Below are 15,829 nucleotides of genomic sequence, written 5' to 3'. Positions count from 1 at the left end.
GCCCTGATCGAGGCCCACACCGCCCATCCCGAGTCCTGCCCGCTGCTCAACACCGAAGGGAGCGAGGCCGCATGAGCGCCGACCTGTGGGAGGGCTTCAACGACTCCCTGGACCCCGAGACCATCACCGGCCCCGTCTGGGACGAACCCGTCCCCCTCAACCCCCGCCGCGAACTCCCCACCTTCCCCGTCCACGCCCTGCCCGAGTGGCTGAGCGGCATGGTCGCCGGAGTCGCCGAGGAGACGCAGACCCCAGTGGACCTGGCCGGGTGCCTGGCCCTGGCGGTGCTCGCCACGGCGGCCGGCGGGCGGGCCACGGTTCACGTGCGGGGGCACTGGCGGGAGCCGGTGAACCTCTACACCGCCGTCGCCCTGCCCCCCGGCAACCGGAAGTCGGCCGTGTTCGCTCTCATGACCGGCCCGCTCCTCGCTGCCGAGAAGGCGTTGGTGGAGCTGTCCGGGCCGCGCCGGGCCGAAGCCGAGACCACCGCCCGCCTGGCCCGCTCCGCCGCCGACAAGGCCGCGCAGAAAGCCGCCGCTGCCGAACCCGGGCTGCGGGACCAGCTCACCGCCGAAGCCGTCCACCTCGCCCAGCAGGCCGACGAGATGACCGTCCCGGCGAAACCTCAACTGGTCGCGGACGACGTCACCCCCGAAAGCCTCGCCACCCTGGTCGCCGACCAGGACGGGCGGATGAGCGTCATGTCCGCCGAGGGCGAGATCTTCGACATCATCGCCGGACGGTACTCCGGCACCCCCAACATGGGGATCTTCCTCAAAGGCCACGCCGGGGACATGGTGAGGGTGAACCGGCAGGGGCGGGACGCGCAGCACGTCGAAGCCCCCGCCATCACCATGGGCCTCGCCATCCAGCCCGAAGTCCTGGACGCGCTCGGCAGGGTGAAGGGCGCTGACGGGCGGGGGCTGCTGGCCCGGTTCCTGTACGCCAAGCCCCTCTCCCTGGTCGGCTCCCGCAACCTCACCCCCGACCTGCTGCCGGAGGAGACCGCAGCCACGTACGCGAAGCAGTTGGGCGGGCTGACGCTGGCGCTGGCGGACTGGACCGACCCGGCCGTACTCACCCTCACCCCCGACGCCGATACGGTGCTGCTGGCCTACCAGAAGGTGACCGAGTCCCGGATCGGGAAGGGCCGCAGCCTCCACCCGATCATCAAGTGGGCATCCAAGCGCGACGGGGCAGTCGCCCGCATCGCCGGACTCCTCCACCTCGCCGCCCACCCCGACAACGGATGGATGGTCCCCATCGAGGCCGCCACCATGGCCAACGCGGTGGAGATCGGGGACTACTTCACCGCCCACGCCCTGGAAGTCTTCGACGCCATGGGTGCCGACCCCGCCCAGGAAGCCGCCCACCAGCTCCTCACCCACCTCAAGGAACAGCGCCTCTCCGGCTTCACCAAGCGCGAGCTGTTCCGGGGCCTGTCGCGCGGTGACTTCCCCGCCATGACCGACCTCGACCCCGCGCTCACCCTGCTGGAAGAACACGGATGGGTCCGCCAGCAGCCCGTGCCCCCGCGCACCGGGCGCGGTGGTCGGCCGCCGTCGCCACGCTTCGACACCCACCCCCACATCACCCCGCCACTCACCACCGGCTGACAGAACCCCCATTCCGCTGACAGAACTGACACAACCCCCGCACCAGCCCGCTGACCTGCACAAAGAGCCATGATCACGGCTCTGACAAAACCTCCGAAAACTCTGACAGAACCTCCCCGCCCCGGGTTTCCGACACCGCCCCCACGGGCCGTGGCGGTCCCGGGGGTGCCCTGACAGAACCCCCGGCCCGGAGGTTCTGTCAGAGTTTTTCGAGGTTTTGTCACGACGCTGGAAACCGGAGTATCCGCAGGTCAGTGGGCTAGCGGCGAGGTTCTGTCAGTTCTGTCACGGAAACCCGGCCACCGCAGCCCCGAGGAGTCCCCCGTGGCACCCAAACGCCCCGCCGAGACCGACCCCCGCGCCACCCTCCGGGGCGGCCTCCCTGACCGCTACCTCACCCCCGAGGACATCGCCGCCCTGCTCTCCGTCCCGCTCGAAACCGTCTACGCCTGGCGCAAGAAGCGCGCCGGCCCGCCCGGCTTCCGCATCGGCAAGCACCTCCGCTACGACCCCACCGCTGTCCATGCCTGGATCAACACGCTCACCGAAGCCGAGCGCGACGCCGCCTGACCCGCACCACAACCACCCACAGGGGCGCGACCACCACCGGTCGCGCCCCTGCCGCATCCCCGACTGGAGCACCCTGTGGCCGGCCACATCCAAGACCGCTGGTACAAAACCGAACCCGGGCCCGACGGAAAGCCCTGCCGCGTCAAGAGCGACCGATACGGCATCGGACTCCGCTACCGCGCCCGCTACATCGGCCCTGACGGCACGGAGAAGTCCAAGTCCTTCCCGGACCGACAGAAGCGACTCGCTGAGAATTGGCTGACCAACGTCGCTTCCGACATGTCCCGAGGCCAGTACATCGATCCGCGCGCAGCCCGGGTCACGTTCAAGGGCTACGCCGAGAAGTGGCTCAAGGCACACAGCGCGGACCCGTCGAGCCAGATCGTCACCGAGCAGCGGCTACGCCTGCACGCCTTCCCCGTCCTCGGGTCGCGCCCGCTCGACTCCTTCCGGCCGGAACACCTTCGCGACCTGGTGAGCGCCCTTGAGTCCAACCCGGGCGTGAGCGGGGCGTACGCGCGCAACATCTACGGCGACGTTCGAGCCGTACTGAGTGCGGCCGTGGACGACGGTCTCCTCCCCCGCAACCCGTGCTCTGCGAAGTCCGTGCGCCCGCCATCGGTCGAACGGCGGCGGGTCATCCCATGGCTGCCCTCAGAGGTTCAGGCGGTCCGCCAAGCACTTCCTGAGCGCTACCGGACCATGGTGGACACAGGCGCGGGATGCGGGCTGCGGCAGGGGGAAATCGTGGGACTCGCTGAGGATGCGGTCGATTTCGAGGCTGGCATCCTCCGAGTCATTCGGCAGGTGAAGCTCATCCAGGGCAAGGCCGTGTTCGCGCCGCCGAAGTGCGGCAAGGAGCGGGATGTCCCGCTCCCGTCCTCGGTGGCCGAAGCGCTTCGAGCGCACATGGACAACTGCAAGCCGGTTGAGGTCACCCTGCCGTGGCGGAAGCCCGATGGCCCGAAGGTGACGGCTCGTCTCCTGTTCACGAACACCGCATCCGGAGTCGTCTGGCGGAGCAACTTCAACATCCAGGAGTGGAAGCCCGCCCTTGCCGCGGCTGGCCTGATCGACGAAGCCGATGAGACCGGCAAGTACGAGTCCGCACGCCAACACGGCATGCACGCGTTGAGGCACTTCTACGCATCCGTGCTCCTGGACGCTGGGGAGAGCGTCAAGGCCGTCAGTCAATTCCTCGGACATGCTGATCCAGGACTGACGCTGCGGGTGTACGCGCACCTCATGCCCTCGACTCAAGAGCGGACCCGCACGGCCATCGACAACATGCTGCGCTAGACGCGCGCATGGCGGCTCATTGCAACTAGGTAGGAGTCGGGCCCCACTCCCTGTTGGCCCACGGATCATCTTGGTGTGGAGCACCCATCGCAAGAGCATCAGCAGCGATGGCGGGCTCTACTCCAAGGTGCCGGTTTACCTCACGGCGCAGGGCTTCCACGTAGTCGTGAACTGCCGACTCGTCGTAGCCGGTGTCCCAAGCCTCTTCGGCAGCCAGAGGGGAGAACGAACCGGGATGACCGAGCACAAAGATACACAACTCGGCCATATCCTGAAGAGCGAGTCTTTTGATCTCCCCCAAGAACTCGTCGACTTCATGGACGTGCAGAATCGGAGATCTACGCCCCGGGATGATGGGGAAGTCCGCAGGACCAACCCGAGCAAGGAACCTCGCCCCCTCTAGCCGCTGGTGTTGCTGGGCCACGGCGTCGGAAGGCCGCTCCGCAAGAGCAACGGAGACAGCCTCGACTTTAGCGTTCAGCTCCGTGATGACGCCCTCAAGCCTCTGCACGCCATTGCGCAGCTCGTTCACTTCGGCAACCACATGGACCGCAGACTGTCGCCTTCGGTGCTCCGCCGAAGCCCGAGCCCAGGCATGTTGCCAAGGTTTCCAGGCTTGCCCACATCCCTGCGTAATGATCCGTTCGAAGGTGTCTTCGTGAGGACAGGATTTCCCCGCCAGCACATTCGAGATGGTTCCCTCTGACACGCCGCTTCCATGGGCCACCTGGTTCTGCTTCAGCCCGAGAGCTTCCAGGAGCCCCTTCACAGCAGCGGCCAATTCGGGCACTGACGACACTTCAGACAAGTCATGTGAAATCTCACGCACTCGTTGCACACCATCCCCCTTGAACCTTCAGAGCTTCACCATTCTACGGTGAACCACCTTCTGACCTGGGAGTTTCCAAGCAATCGCTGCAACCTCAGACCTGCAATAAAGAACTCCCCATGAAGACTGCCGCGCCTGATGAAGTCGGAGAAGGCGAGGCAATCGATGCGGAGGATAAAGTGAACGACGAGATCAGCTTGCGAGCCGTGGTGCTTGCCCTGGTTGGAGTGCTTGGCACCTATGCGGCATTCCGCGATGCCGAGCTGGGGGCGGCGCTGCTTGTCGGCGCGAGCCTGGTCACTGTGCTGGTTCTGATCATGCGTCGCTGAAGCTCACCGGCTGCACCCACGGCCCAGTGACGGCCCCAGGAACAAAGACTAGGCCCCCGACCAGTGCAACAATGCTGGTCGGGGGCCTAACGGACTCTCGCGTGTGCCAGTTCTCCGGGCTTAGGCATGGTTCATCCAGTGTGGCAGACAGCGGGGCGAGGGCCCGCCGCCCTGGGGACGACGAGCCCTCGCCCGTGGAAATCGCAGGTGGGACGGGGTGCGTGGCCGCTCAGCCGGAACCGACGAAGAGCACCATCAGCAGCCAGACCACCGGAGCGGTCGGCAGCAGCGAGTCCAGCCGGTCCATGATCCCGCCATGGCCGGGGAGCAGGGCGCCCATGTCCTTGATCCCGAGGTCGCGCTTGATCATCGACTCGCCGAGGTCGCCGAGGGTGGCGCTGGCCGCGACCCCGACGCCCAGGAGCAGACCCTGCCACCAGGCGCCGCCGTCGATCAGGAACTCCATGCACAGCGCTCCGGCGGCCATCGCGAAGGCGACCGCGCCGAACAGGCCCTCGCGGGTCTTGCCGGGGCTGATGCGGGGGGCCAGCTTGTGCTTGCCGAACCGCCAGCCGACCGCGTACGCCCCCGTGTCGCTGACCACCGTGAGAACGAGGAAGGTGAGGACCCGCCACTGTCCGTCGTCCGCCGTCAGCAGCATCGCGACGAAGGTGGCCAGGAACGGCACGTAGAACGCGGCGAAGACCCCGGCCGTGACGTCCTTGAGATACCCCTCCGGCGGCGCGGTCATCCGCCAGACCAGCACCGCGAGGGCGGTCAGCGCCGTCGCGACCCAGGCGCCCTCACCGCCCTGGAGGTAGCCGGCGACGACCATCGCGGCTCCGCCCGCGGCCAGCGGGATCAGGGGCACGTTGATGCCCTTGCGCTCCTGGAGACGGGAGGTGAGCTCCCACAGGCCGACGACGACGGCGGCCGCGATCACGCCGACGAAGAGGGCCTTCACGACGAACAGCGAGGCGACGACGACGGCGCCGAGCCCCAGACCGACCCCTATGGCCGCGCGCAGATCACGCCCCGCGCGCTTCTTCTGCGGTGGGGACGGCAGCGGAGTGGACATGGGCTCCTGCGGCATCTCGTCACGGAACAGGGGACCGCCGCCCCGGGCGGGGCCCCCGCTCCGGTCGTCGCGGCTCTCTGCGTCTCTACCTGCGTCGGGCACGTCCGGCACGTTGGGCATGGGCCGAGTCTGCTGGGCGTCATGCACATCATGGGCAGGACCCGCCGGGGCAGCCCTCATCTCGGGCGTACCCCGGTAACGGGTTCCTTGCGGGGCGCCCCAGGAAGAGTCGTTCATCAGACTTCGAGCAGCTCGGCTTCCTTGTGCTTGAGCAGCTCGTCCACCTGTGCGACGTACTTCGCGGTGGTGTCGTCGAGCTCCTTCTCTGCGCGGCGCACCTCGTCCTCGCCGGACTCCTTGTCCTTGACGAGCTTGTCGAGGGCTTCCTTGGCCTTGCGGCGGATGGAGCGGATCGAGATCTTGGAGTCCTCGGCCTTGGTCTTGGCGACCTTGATGAACTCCTTGCGGCGGTCCTGGGTGAGCTCGGGGAACGTCACCCGGATGATGTTGCCGTCGTTGCTCGGGTTGACGCCGAGGTCGGAGTCGCGGATCGCCTGCTCGATGTTGCGCAGCGCGGTCTTGTCGAACGGCGTCACGACGGCCATCCGCGCCTCGGGAACCGAGAACGAGGCCAGCTGGTTGATCGGGGTCAGCGCGCCGTAGTAGTCGGCGACGATCTTGTTGAACATCGCCGGGTGCGCGCGGCCGGTACGGATCGCGGCGAAGTCCTCTTTCGCGACGACAACGGCCTTCTCCATCTTCTCCTCGGCCTCGAGGAGGATTTCTTCGATCACCACGTGCTCCTGCGTGTCTTGGGCGGGCCCGGCGTCGTCATCGTCGAGCCCTGCGGGTCCTGCGTCGCGTCCTCACCTGCGCGGTGTCCGACCGGCAGGCCGTTGTCCATCCTGGGGGCCCTCAGGCCCGGGTGCTCGCGTCGCTCACGAGCGTGCCGATCTTCTCACCCTTGACCGCGCGAGCGATATTGCCCTCGGCGGTCAGCTCGAAGACGAGGATCGGGAGCTGGTTGTCACGGCAGAGCGTGATGGCGGTGGCGTCGGCGACCTTCAGATCGCGGGCGATCACCTCGCCGTACTCCAGCGCGTCGAACTTCACCGCGTCGGGGTTGGCCTTGGGGTCGGAGTCGTAGACCCCGTCCACGCCGTTCTTGCCCATCAGCAGGGCCTCGGCGTCGATCTCCAGGGCACGCTGGGCGGCGGTCGTGTCGGTGGAGAAGTACGGCATGCCCATACCTGCGCCGAAGATGACGACGCGCCCCTTCTCCATGTGCCGCACGGCGCGGAGCGGGATGTACGGCTCGGCGACCTGGCCCATGGTGATGGCCGTCTGGACGCGCGAGTCGATGCCTTCCTTCTCCAGGAAGTCCTGGAGCGCCAGGCAGTTCATGACGGTGCCGAGCATGCCCATGTAGTCGGACCGGGCCCGGTCCATGCCGCGCTGCTGAAGCTCGGCGCCGCGGAAGAAGTTGCCTCCCCCGATGACGACCGAGATCTGGGCGCCGTCGCGCACGACTGCGGCGATCTCCCGCGCGATCGTGTGCACGACGTCGGGGTCGACGCCGAGACCGCCGCCGCCGGCGAACGCCTCACCGGAGAGCTTCAGCATGAAGCGCCCGGTGCCCTTGTCTTCGTCGCGCTTGTGGTCCGCCTGAGTGGCGCCCGCGCCCTTGTCCATGGAAATTCTCCTCGTGCACATACGAAGAAGGCCATTGCCGGTGGGTCCGATGTCCCTACAGCGGCAATGGCCTCCTCGTCAGATCTGCGGTCGTCCGGCATGAGTGCGGCCGTGACGACTGCACCAGACCCTATCGGGTCCACCGTTGTTCGCGGACGGACTCAGATGCCGACCTTGATGCGCGAGAAGCGCTTCAGGGTGACACCGGCCTCGTCCAGGACCTTCTGAACCGACTTCTTGGCGTCCAGCGCGTACGGCTGGCCGAGGAGGGTGGCCTCCTTGAAGAAGCCGTTGACGCGACCCTCGACGATCTTCGGGAGCGCGGCCTCGGGCTTGCCCTCGGCACGCGTGGTCTCCTCGGCGACGCGGCGCTCGGCCTCGACGACCTCGGCCGGGACGTCCTCGCGGGCCAGGTACTTCGGGGCGAACGCGGCGATGTGCTGCGCGATGCCCTTGGCCAGCTCGGCGTCGGCCTTGTCCAGCTCGACCAGAACACCGATCTGCGGGGGCAGGTCGGGCATGGTGCGGTGCATGTACACCGCGACGTAGTCGCCGGTGAACTGCGCGAAGCGGTCCAGGACGATCTTCTCGCCGAGGTTGGCGTTGGCCTCGTCGACGTACGCCTGCACGGTCTTGCCGGCCTCGATCTCGGAGGCGAGCAGCGCCTGGAGGTCGGCCGGGGAGGTCGCGGCGACGTGGGCCGCGAGCGTGTTGGCGACGTCCTGGAACTTGTCGCCCTTGGCGACGAAGTCCGTCTCGCACTTGAGCTCGAGCAGCACGCCGGACGTCTGGTCCTCGGAGATGAGGGAGACGACGGCACCGTTCTCCGCAGAGCGGCCCTCGCGCTTGGCGACGCCCTTCTGGCCCTTGATGCGGAGCGCCTCGACGGCCTTGTCGACGTTGCCGTCGGCCTCGTCGAGCGCCTTCTTGCAGTCCATCATGCCGGCGCCGGTGAGCTCGCGGAGCTTCTTGACGTCAGCGGCGGTGTAGTTCGCCATGAGTCTGTATGTCTCTCTCGAAGTCTGAAAGATCTACGGGTGAACGGCGGGGGCGACGCCCATGGCGTCGGCCCCCGCCGTCAGCGGCCGTGACGGGTGTCAGGCCTGCTCGGCGTCCGCGTCGGCGGCCGGGGTCTCGGCGGCGACGGTCTCGGCCTCGGCGACGGCCTCGACGACGGCCGGCTTCTCGGCGTCGGCGTCGGCGTCCTTCTCGGTCTCGACGGAGGTCTGCACCTCGGCGGCTGCCGCGGTCTCGTCCTTCTTGTCGCCCTCGAGCAGGTCGCGCTCCCACTCGGCGAGGGGCTCGCCGGCGGCCTTCTCGCCCGGCTTCGAGTCACCGGTGGCGGCACCGGAGCGGGCGATGAGGCCCTCGGCGACGGCGTCGGCGATCACGCGGGTGAGCAGGGTGACGGAGCGGATCGCGTCGTCGTTGCCCGGGATCTTGTAGTCGACCTCGTCCGGGTCGCAGTTGGTGTCGAGGATCGCGACGACCGGGATGTGGAGCTTGCGCGCCTCACCGACGGCGATGTGCTCCTTCTTGGTGTCGACGATCCAGACGGCGCTGGGCACCTTCTGCATCTCGCGGATACCACCGAGGGTCTTCTCCAGCTTGGCCTTCTCGCGCGAGAGGACCAGGAGCTCCTTCTTGGTGAGGCCGGAGGCGGCCACGTCCTCGAAGTCGATGAGCTCGAGCTCCTTCATCCGCTGAAGGCGCTTGTAGACGGTGGAGAAGTTGGTGAGCATGCCACCGAGCCAACGCTGGTTGACGTACGGCATGCCGACGCGCGTCGCCTGCTCGGCGATGGCCTCCTGGGCCTGCTTCTTCGTACCCACGAACATGATGGAGCCGCCGTGGGCGACGGTCTCCTTGACGAACTCGTAGGCGCGGTCGATGTACGACAGCGACTGGAGCAGGTCGATGATGTAGATGCCGTTGCGCTCGGTGAAGATGAAGCGCTTCATCTTCGGGTTCCAGCGACGGGTCTGGTGACCGAAGTGGACGCCGCTTTCCAGCAGCTCCCGCATCGTGACGACGGCCATGGCCGTACTCCTTGAGGTACTCGGTTGTCGCGACCGCAGGATTGCGGTCGCGCCTGACGCCCCGACGCGCCGTGCCACAAGGGACCGAGGGGCGCGGCCACCGTCCGCGAAGAGGGAGGTGGCGGGGCGTGCGAAGTCGACCCGGTGACCCGGATCGCCACCAGAAGTGTACGGGACCCGCCGAGTGCCGGGTGACGGCGATGTCCACAACCGGCGAGTAGTCCACAGGGACGGTGGGCGATCCCCGGAATCCCGGCCTCCGGGACATCGTTGCGGACATGCGAGACCTGTCCGGCCCACGCCGCTCTCCCGCCCACCGCCCACCGCCTCCGCCACCCTGTGGCCCGCCGCTCCCGCCGCTCGCCGCCCCGCCGCACCGGTTGCTCCCGTTGGTCCTGGCCGGGTTCCTGGCGCTGAGCGGGCTGCCGACGCTGAGCGCATTCCTGACACCGCCCGGAGCCGCGGCCCGGTCCCACGCCCGGCCCGACGCGCGCCCCGGCCCCACCGCTCCCGCCCCTCCGCCCGCAGCCGTGTCCGCGGGGCCCTGGGGGAGCGCGGCCACGGAGGGCGTTCCCGGTACGGGCCGGGGCGCTGACGGGGACTCGGGTGCGGGCGCGGAGGGAGCGTGGGAAACGGGCGGGGGCGGAGCTTCGGGCGCAGGCGCGGTTCCGCACGGCCGCACCGACGCGGGCCACGGCGGCCGGAGCTGGCCGCTGGCGGGACGGCCGACGGTGGTACGGGGATGGGAGCCGCCCACCGGCCCGTACGGGCCCGGTCACCGCGGCGTCGACCTGGCGGCGGCGCCGGGCGACCGGGTGCTGGCGGCCGCAGCCGGCCGGGTCTCGTATGCGGGGCCGGTGGCGGGACGCGGCGTGCTGTCCATCGAGATCGACGGCGGTGGGGCGCCACCGCTGCGCACGACGTACGAACCGGTGCGCGCGCTGGTCCGGCAGGGCGAGCGCGTGCGGGCGGGACAGTCGGTCGGGGTGCTGGAGGGCGGCCCGTTCCACTGCCCCGCGGGCTGCCTGCACTGGGGGCTGCGACGCGCGGACGCCTATCTGGACCCGCTCTCCCTGCTGCCGCCCTCACTGCTACGGAGAGGCCCCTCGCGGCTGTTGCCGGTGTTCGGGGTGCCGGAGCCGGACGAACGGGCCCCTGCGCGGGGCAGAAGCCTGGGCGGGGAGGCGTCGCGACAGGCGCGGCCGTCGCCCGGGGGCCGGTGCTCGGGTCCGTCGTGCGCGGCCGTCGCGGCCCGGGTCAGCCGCTGACGCCGCGCAGCACCATCGCGACGGCGGTGTCCGCGATGACACTCGGCTCCTCCGCGACACCCAGCTCGATACGGCGCACGGCGGCGTCGACCGATCCCTGGAGCAGCATGGCGGCGAGCCTCGGCTGCCCGTGGCCGAGATCGCCCAGCGCCTCGACGATCATGGCGATCAGCCCGCCGTGCGCGGCCCGGATCTTCTCCCGGGCCCCGGAGTCCAGCTCGCTCGCGGAGATCGCGACGACCGCACGGTGACGGCGGTCCCCGACGAGGTCGAGCTGTCGGCGCACATAGGCCTCGATCTTCGCCTCTGGCGTCCCGGCACGCTCCATGGCGTTCTCGACCTCGGCCGCCCAGACGGGGAAGTCGACGGCGCACAGCTCCTCCACGACCGCGGCTCGGGAGCGGAAGTACTCGTACACGGAGGACCTGGCGAGGCCCGTGCGCTCGGCGAGAGCGGGGAAGGTCAGCGCCTCCGTACCGCCCTCGGACAGCAGGGAGCGCGCGGCGTCCAGGAGGGCGCCGCGCTGCATGGTCCGGTGCTCGGCCACGGAGGCCGCTCGAATCCTGGGCACGTCTCCACTCTACGGCGGCGGGGGCGCGGGGGGCGGGCACGGCCTCCGCCTCATGGCCAAACCACGGGGGTCGGACACCTTCTCGCGCGCTCCCGGCGCGGCCTGTGACGGCGCCCTGCGCCCCACGGCCCCGCACTGCGTCGCCGCGCCGCCGCGCCGCCGGAAGAGCTCAGCGGCCGGCGTCGGCCAGCTTCGCCCGGAGTTGCAGCACGGACTTCGTGTGGATCTGACTGACCCTGCTCTCGGTCACTCCGAGGACGCTGCCGATCTCCGCGAGGGTCAGGCCCTCGTAGTAGTAGAGGGTCACCACGGTCTTCTCCCGGTCGGGGAGGGTGCTGATGGCGCGCGCGAGCAGCCGTCTCAGCTCGCGGTCCTCCGCGACCTCCACCGGGTCGTCGGCGGTGGTGTCCTCCAGCGTGTCCATCAGGCTCAGCCGGTCGCCGCCCTCTCCGCCGACGTGCAGCAGCTCTTCCAGGGCGACCACGTTCGCCAGCGACAACTGGCTGAAAACTGCGTGCAGTTCCTCCAGCGCGATACCCATCTCCGAGGCGACCTCGGCCTCCGACGGCGTACGCCTGAGCTGCGCTTCCAGTGTGGCGTAGGCGCGCTCCACGTTGCGCGCCTTCTGCCGGACGGACCGGGGAATCCAGTCGAGGGCCCGCAGCTCGTCGATCATCGCGCCGCGGATTCTGGTGATCGCGTACGTCTCGAACTTGATGGCCCGCTCGATGTCGAACTTCTCGATGGCGTCGATCAGCCCGAAGACCCCGGAGGAGACGAAGTCGGCCTGCTCGACGTTGGACGGCAGCCCCACGCTCACCCGGCCCGCGACGTACTTGACGAGCGGGGAGTAGTGCAGGATCAACTGCTCCCGCAGCCGCTCGTCGCCCGTGGTCTTGTACGAACGCCACAGTTCGTCCAGGGAGGAGGGGGCGGAAGGGCGCACAGTGCCACGCGCAACCGGTGGTACTGCCGCGCGGTCAGACCCGGAGGTGTGCTGGGGCATGTGGTGCCTTGAGCCGTTCTGCCGTGAAGTGCTGGGGACGTGTGTCTGGGGCGAAATCCTCGTGAGCGTAGCGTGACCGGGACGTCGCAGTCCGCGCAGGACGACAGATCCACGCCGCGTGCTGACGTTCCGCCGCCGCGTCGCTCGCGCCCGCCCGGGGCCGCCGCCCGGGGCGGCGACCCCGTCGGGTGACCGGTCGATCACATGAGGTCATCAGCCTTACCTTTTCACCCGAATGCTCCAGGTCAAGTACCGCCTCGCCGCGCGTCGCCGTTGCGTTTCGCCGAGTCCGTCAACCTCCAGCCGTCGCCATCGCGTTCGACGAACCCCAGTGAGTGCAGTTCGTACAGCCGCCCGAGCGTCTCGTCGGCGGAGGTCCCCGCGCTGCGGGCGAGATCACGAGGATGGGTGACGCCCCGGTACGGGAATGCGTCCAACACCCTGGCCGCCGTCGCGTCCAGCCGGTCCCGGGGCACTACCGGGCCGCGCCGAACCGGGGCGAGTTCCCCCATGTCCCCGACCAACTCGATGACTTCGGACGCATCGGTGACCAACACGCCCTCACCCCGCAACAACTCGTGGACGCCGGCCGACAGTCCGCTCGTGGCGGGGCCGGGGACGCCCATCGCGAAGCGGCCGAGCCGTTGTGCCTGTCGGGCGGTGACCAGGGAACCGCTGCGGTACTCCGCCTCCACCACGACCGTTCCCCTGGTCAGGGCGGCGATCACCCGGTTGCGCAGCACGAACCTGCTGCGCGTGGGGTGGGAGGAGGGCGGCAGTTCGGCGACGATGAGGCCCTGGTGGGCCAGGCGCCCGAGCAACTCGGCGTGTCCGCGCGGATAGGCCACGTCGACGCCGCAGGCCAGCACCGCCGTCGTCGCCCCGCCTGCCGCCAGCGCGCCCCGGTGCACCGCCCCGTCCACCCCGAACGCCGCGCCCGAGACCACCACCCAACCGCGCTCCGCGAGCCCGGAACCGAGAGCCGCCGCCATGTGGGCCCCGTAGGGCGTGCAGGCACGCGCGCCGACCACCGCGACCGAGCGCAGGGACCACAGCCGCAGGTCCGGCCGCCCGCGCACCCAGAGCCCGATGGGCCGTGCGTCGCCCAGATCGTCCAGCTGACTCGGCCACTCCCGGTCTCCCGGGCAGACGAAACGACCGCCCACCTCGGCAACCGCCGCCAGGTCCCGCTCGGGCTCGGCGGCGGCCGCACGCAGTCGGCAGCCTCCGAGCCGTGCGGCGGTCATTCCGGGCAACCGCTCGGCGGAACCGTCCTCGGCGGTGAACCGCCGCAGCAGCTCCACGGGGCCGGCCTCCCGCAGCCAGCGTCCGGCGCGCTCGTCCCCCGGCTCCAGCACCCGGGTCAGGGCCGCCCGCGCCCACCGCTCCCCGTCCGGTCGCGAGCTCGGCCCCCGCAGCCCGTACGGCCCTTCGCCCGCGCGCTCCCCCGGCTCACGGTCCCCTCCTGTCAGACCGTCCGGGGTCACCGCTCCCCCGCCCCCATCGGCGCCCCGCGCTGGATTCCGGTCCGCAGCTCCAGGGCCACCGCGACGTCGGAGGCGTCCGGGCGCGCGGCGCCGCGCAGGTCCGCCACGGTCCAGGCCACCCTCAGCACCCGGTCCAGGCCCCGGGCCGTGAGCGTTCCGCGCTCCAGGTCCCGCTCCGCCGCGGCCGACGCGCCGGGGGCCGGGAGCAGCCGGGTGCGCAGCTCGTGGCCGGAGACCTCGCTGTTCGTGGCCCACGGGGTGCCGGTCAGCCGCGCGGCCGCCCGCGCTCTGGCCTCCCGTACCCGTGCGGCGACGACGGCGGTCGACTCGCCCCGGCCGCCCCGCCCCAGCAGGTCCGCCCGGTCGACCGGCTCCACCTCGACCCGCAGGTCCACCCGGTCGAGCAGCGGGCCGGAGAGGCGTGCCTGATAGCGGCGGACCGCGGAAGGCGGGCACTCGCACCCCGCGCCGGAGAGGGTGTGCCGGCCGCACGGGCACGGATTGGCGGCCAGGACCATCAGGAACCGGGCGGGCAGGCGCACCACCCCCGCCGCACGCGCCACGACCACGTGACCGGACTCCAGCGGCTGGCGCAGCGCGTCGAGGGCCTTGCCCGAGAACTCGGGCGCCTCGTCCAGGAAAAGCGTGCCGCGGTGAGCCAGCGAGACCGCGCCGGGCCTCGGCATCCCGTTGCCCCCGCCGACCAGGGACTGCATGGTCGCCGAGTGGTGCGGGGCGCAGTGGGGCGGCCGGGTCATGAGCGGTTCACCCGGGGGGAGGAGCCCCGCCACGGAGTGGACCGCCGTCACTTCGAGTGATTCCTGTCGGGTGAGCGGCGGCAGGACCGTCGACAGCCTTTCGGCCAGCATGGTCTTGCCGGCGCCGGGCGGACCGGAGAGCAGCAGATGGTGCCCCCCGGCCGCGGCCACCTCCAGGGCCAGCCGCGGGCGCTGTTGCCCCGCGACGTCCGCCAGGTCCGGCCGGTGCGGCTCGCCCCGCGCGGAGGCCTGGGCGAGGCCCGCGCCCAGGCCGGTGCCGGGGATCATGAGTCCGGCGAGCATGGCGTCGGGGCGGTGGTGGTCGTCCACGGGCTCGTCCGGCACCGGTTCGTCGCTGAGGACGGCGATGAGCTGGCGCAGGCTCCGGACGCCGAGGACCGAGACGCCCGGCACCAAGGCCGCCTCCCCGGCCGTCTGCTCGGGGACGACGACCTGCTCGTATCCGGCCTCTGCCGCCGCGAGAACGGCGGGCAGCACGCCGCGGACGGGACGCACCCGGCCGTCCAGGCCCAGTTCGCCGATCATCACCACATCGGCGATGGAGGCGGGGTCGATCCGCTCGGCCGCGCCGAGCACGGCGCAGGCGACCGCCAGGTCGAAGCCCGAACCGCTCTTGGGGACGGAGGCCGGGGAGAGCCCGACCGTGAGCTTCTTCTGCGGCCACTCCGCCCCGGAGTTGACGACGGCGGCCCGGACCCGGTCCCGGCTCTCCACCAGGCTCTTGTCCGGCAGGCCGACCAGGGTGAACGCCGCGACTCCGGGCTCCAGGCCCGCCTGGACCTCCACCACCACGCCCTCGACTCCGACCAGCGCCACGGAACACGCTCGCGCGAAGCCCATCAGGACACCCCTCGCGCGTGCTCGACGACGGCTGCCCCGCGCCGGGGCACGAGGACCCCGACCAGGTCGATGCGGACCCCGCCGGGCGGCGGGCCGCCGTGCCGGTCGAGCCAGATCTCGGCGAGCCTGCGCAGCCGGTCCGCCTTGGCCGGGCCCACCGCCGCCATCGGGTGCTCGAAGGCGTCCGAGCGGCGGGTCTTCACCTCGCAGACGACCAGGGCGTCGCCGTCCCTGGCCACGATGTCGATCTCTCCGGCGCGACAGCGCCAGTTGCGCTCGATCACGGCCATTCCGGCTTCGGTCAGCACCCTCGCCGCCAGATCCTCGCCGTACCGCCCGAGTGCCCCCCGTGCGTTCATATCGGCACCACCTCCGGCACCGACTCTGGGCCGTCCGGCCCCAAAATGTGGATCTTGGTGGACAACT

16 protein-coding genes and 1 pseudogene are annotated in these 15,829 nt (G+C 70.5%); 5 read left to right on the top strand and 12 right to left on the bottom strand.

Annotated elements, in window-relative coordinates:
* Positions 1–71: 71 nt before the first annotated feature.
* The 3 genes from V9U70_RS09650 to V9U70_RS09640 all read left to right on the top strand — a co-directional run bounded on the left by V9U70_RS09650 (position 72) and on the right by V9U70_RS09640 (position 3,485).
* The gene (locus V9U70_RS09650; RefSeq protein WP_336673410.1) at positions 72–1,616 is read left to right on the top strand and encodes a YfjI family protein; all 1,545 of its coding nucleotides are present in this window, start codon (positions 72–74) and stop codon (positions 1,614–1,616) included.
* 324 nt (positions 1,617–1,940) lie between these two features.
* Positions 1,941–2,186 (top strand): helix-turn-helix transcriptional regulator, encoded by a 246-nt coding sequence (locus V9U70_RS09645; protein ID WP_336674071.1) that lies wholly within the window; start codon positions 1,941–1,943, stop codon positions 2,184–2,186.
* A 75-nt stretch (positions 2,187–2,261) separates the two neighbouring features.
* Positions 2,262–3,485: a tyrosine-type recombinase/integrase gene (locus V9U70_RS09640; RefSeq protein ID WP_336674070.1), complete on the top strand. Its 1,224-nt coding sequence runs from the start codon at positions 2,262–2,264 to the stop codon at positions 3,483–3,485.
* A 25-nt stretch (positions 3,486–3,510) separates the two neighbouring features.
* On the opposite strand, the gene V9U70_RS09635 is transcribed toward V9U70_RS09640, so the two are convergent.
* Together V9U70_RS09635 and V9U70_RS30540 are read right to left on the bottom strand one after the other, a co-directional pair.
* Positions 3,511–4,017 (bottom strand): hypothetical protein, encoded by a 507-nt coding sequence (locus V9U70_RS09635; protein ID WP_336674069.1) that lies wholly within the window; start codon positions 4,015–4,017, stop codon positions 3,511–3,513.
* A gap of 117 nt (positions 4,018–4,134) precedes the next feature.
* Positions 4,135–4,254: pseudogene (locus V9U70_RS30540) on the bottom strand (helix-turn-helix domain-containing protein); the annotation flags it as partial.
* Positions 4,255–4,433: 179 nt separating this feature from the next.
* On the opposite strand from V9U70_RS30540, the gene V9U70_RS09630 reads away from it, so the two are divergent.
* Positions 4,434–4,643: a hypothetical protein gene (locus V9U70_RS09630; protein ID WP_336674068.1), complete on the top strand. Its 210-nt coding sequence runs from the start codon at positions 4,434–4,436 to the stop codon at positions 4,641–4,643.
* A gap of 229 nt (positions 4,644–4,872) precedes the next feature.
* Here V9U70_RS09630 and V9U70_RS09625 read toward each other — a convergent pair whose 3' ends face one another.
* The 5 genes from V9U70_RS09625 to rpsB form a co-directional block, all read right to left on the bottom strand.
* Positions 4,873–5,958: a phosphatidate cytidylyltransferase gene (locus tag V9U70_RS09625; protein ID WP_336674067.1), complete on the bottom strand. Its 1,086-nt coding sequence runs from the start codon at positions 5,956–5,958 to the stop codon at positions 4,873–4,875.
* On the bottom strand, positions 5,958–6,515 hold the full coding sequence (gene frr / locus V9U70_RS09620; RefSeq protein ID WP_336674066.1) for a ribosome recycling factor: 558 nt from the start codon (positions 6,513–6,515) through the stop codon (positions 5,958–5,960). Before frr ends, V9U70_RS09625 begins: the two co-directional genes overlap by 1 nt.
* 121 nt (positions 6,516–6,636) lie before the next feature.
* Entirely contained in the window at positions 6,637–7,413 is a 777-nt protein-coding gene (pyrH, locus tag V9U70_RS09615) for a UMP kinase (protein WP_336674065.1), read from the bottom strand.
* A gap of 161 nt (positions 7,414–7,574) precedes the next feature.
* Positions 7,575–8,411, bottom strand: coding sequence for a translation elongation factor Ts (tsf, locus tag V9U70_RS09610; RefSeq protein ID WP_336674064.1), 837 nt, complete (start codon positions 8,409–8,411; stop codon positions 7,575–7,577).
* A 99-nt stretch (positions 8,412–8,510) separates the two neighbouring features.
* The gene (rpsB, locus tag V9U70_RS09605) at positions 8,511–9,452 is read right to left on the bottom strand and encodes a 30S ribosomal protein S2 (RefSeq protein ID WP_336674063.1); all 942 of its coding nucleotides are present in this window, start codon (positions 9,450–9,452) and stop codon (positions 8,511–8,513) included.
* A 278-nt stretch (positions 9,453–9,730) separates the two neighbouring features.
* Between rpsB and V9U70_RS09600 the strand changes: the two genes are divergently transcribed.
* Positions 9,731–10,720: a murein hydrolase activator EnvC family protein gene (locus tag V9U70_RS09600; protein ID WP_419723958.1), complete on the top strand. Its 990-nt coding sequence runs from the start codon at positions 9,731–9,733 to the stop codon at positions 10,718–10,720.
* On the opposite strand, the gene V9U70_RS09595 is transcribed toward V9U70_RS09600, so the two are convergent.
* The 5 genes from V9U70_RS09595 to V9U70_RS09575 form a co-directional block, all read right to left on the bottom strand.
* Positions 10,710–11,267, bottom strand: coding sequence for a TetR/AcrR family transcriptional regulator (locus V9U70_RS09595; RefSeq protein WP_336674077.1), 558 nt, complete (start codon positions 11,265–11,267; stop codon positions 10,710–10,712). The genes V9U70_RS09600 and V9U70_RS09595 overlap by 11 nt on opposite strands.
* 193 nt (positions 11,268–11,460) lie before the next feature.
* On the bottom strand, positions 11,461–12,297 hold the full coding sequence (gene whiG / locus V9U70_RS09590; RefSeq protein ID WP_336674062.1) for an RNA polymerase sigma factor WhiG: 837 nt from the start codon (positions 12,295–12,297) through the stop codon (positions 11,461–11,463).
* A gap of 245 nt (positions 12,298–12,542) precedes the next feature.
* A complete protein-coding gene (gene dprA / locus V9U70_RS09585) occupies positions 12,543–13,655 on the bottom strand; it encodes a DNA-processing protein DprA (RefSeq protein WP_419723959.1) in 1,113 nt (370 codons plus the stop codon).
* Positions 13,656–13,780: 125 nt separating this feature from the next.
* Positions 13,781–15,403, bottom strand: a complete 1,623-nt coding sequence (locus V9U70_RS09580) for a YifB family Mg chelatase-like AAA ATPase (RefSeq protein WP_336674061.1) — start codon at positions 15,401–15,403, stop codon at positions 13,781–13,783.
* Complete coding sequence (locus V9U70_RS09575; RefSeq protein ID WP_336674060.1) at positions 15,403–15,762, bottom strand: YraN family protein; 360 nt, start codon at positions 15,760–15,762, stop codon at positions 15,403–15,405. Before V9U70_RS09575 ends, V9U70_RS09580 begins: the two co-directional genes overlap by 1 nt.
* Positions 15,763–15,829: the final 67 nt, after the last annotated feature.

It is taken from the genome of Streptomyces pratensis (assembly GCF_037137275.1).
GTDB classification, from domain to species: Bacteria; Actinomycetota; Actinomycetes; order Streptomycetales; family Streptomycetaceae; genus Streptomyces; species Streptomyces pratensis_B.
This window is presented reverse-complemented; position numbering and strand designations above follow the sequence as displayed.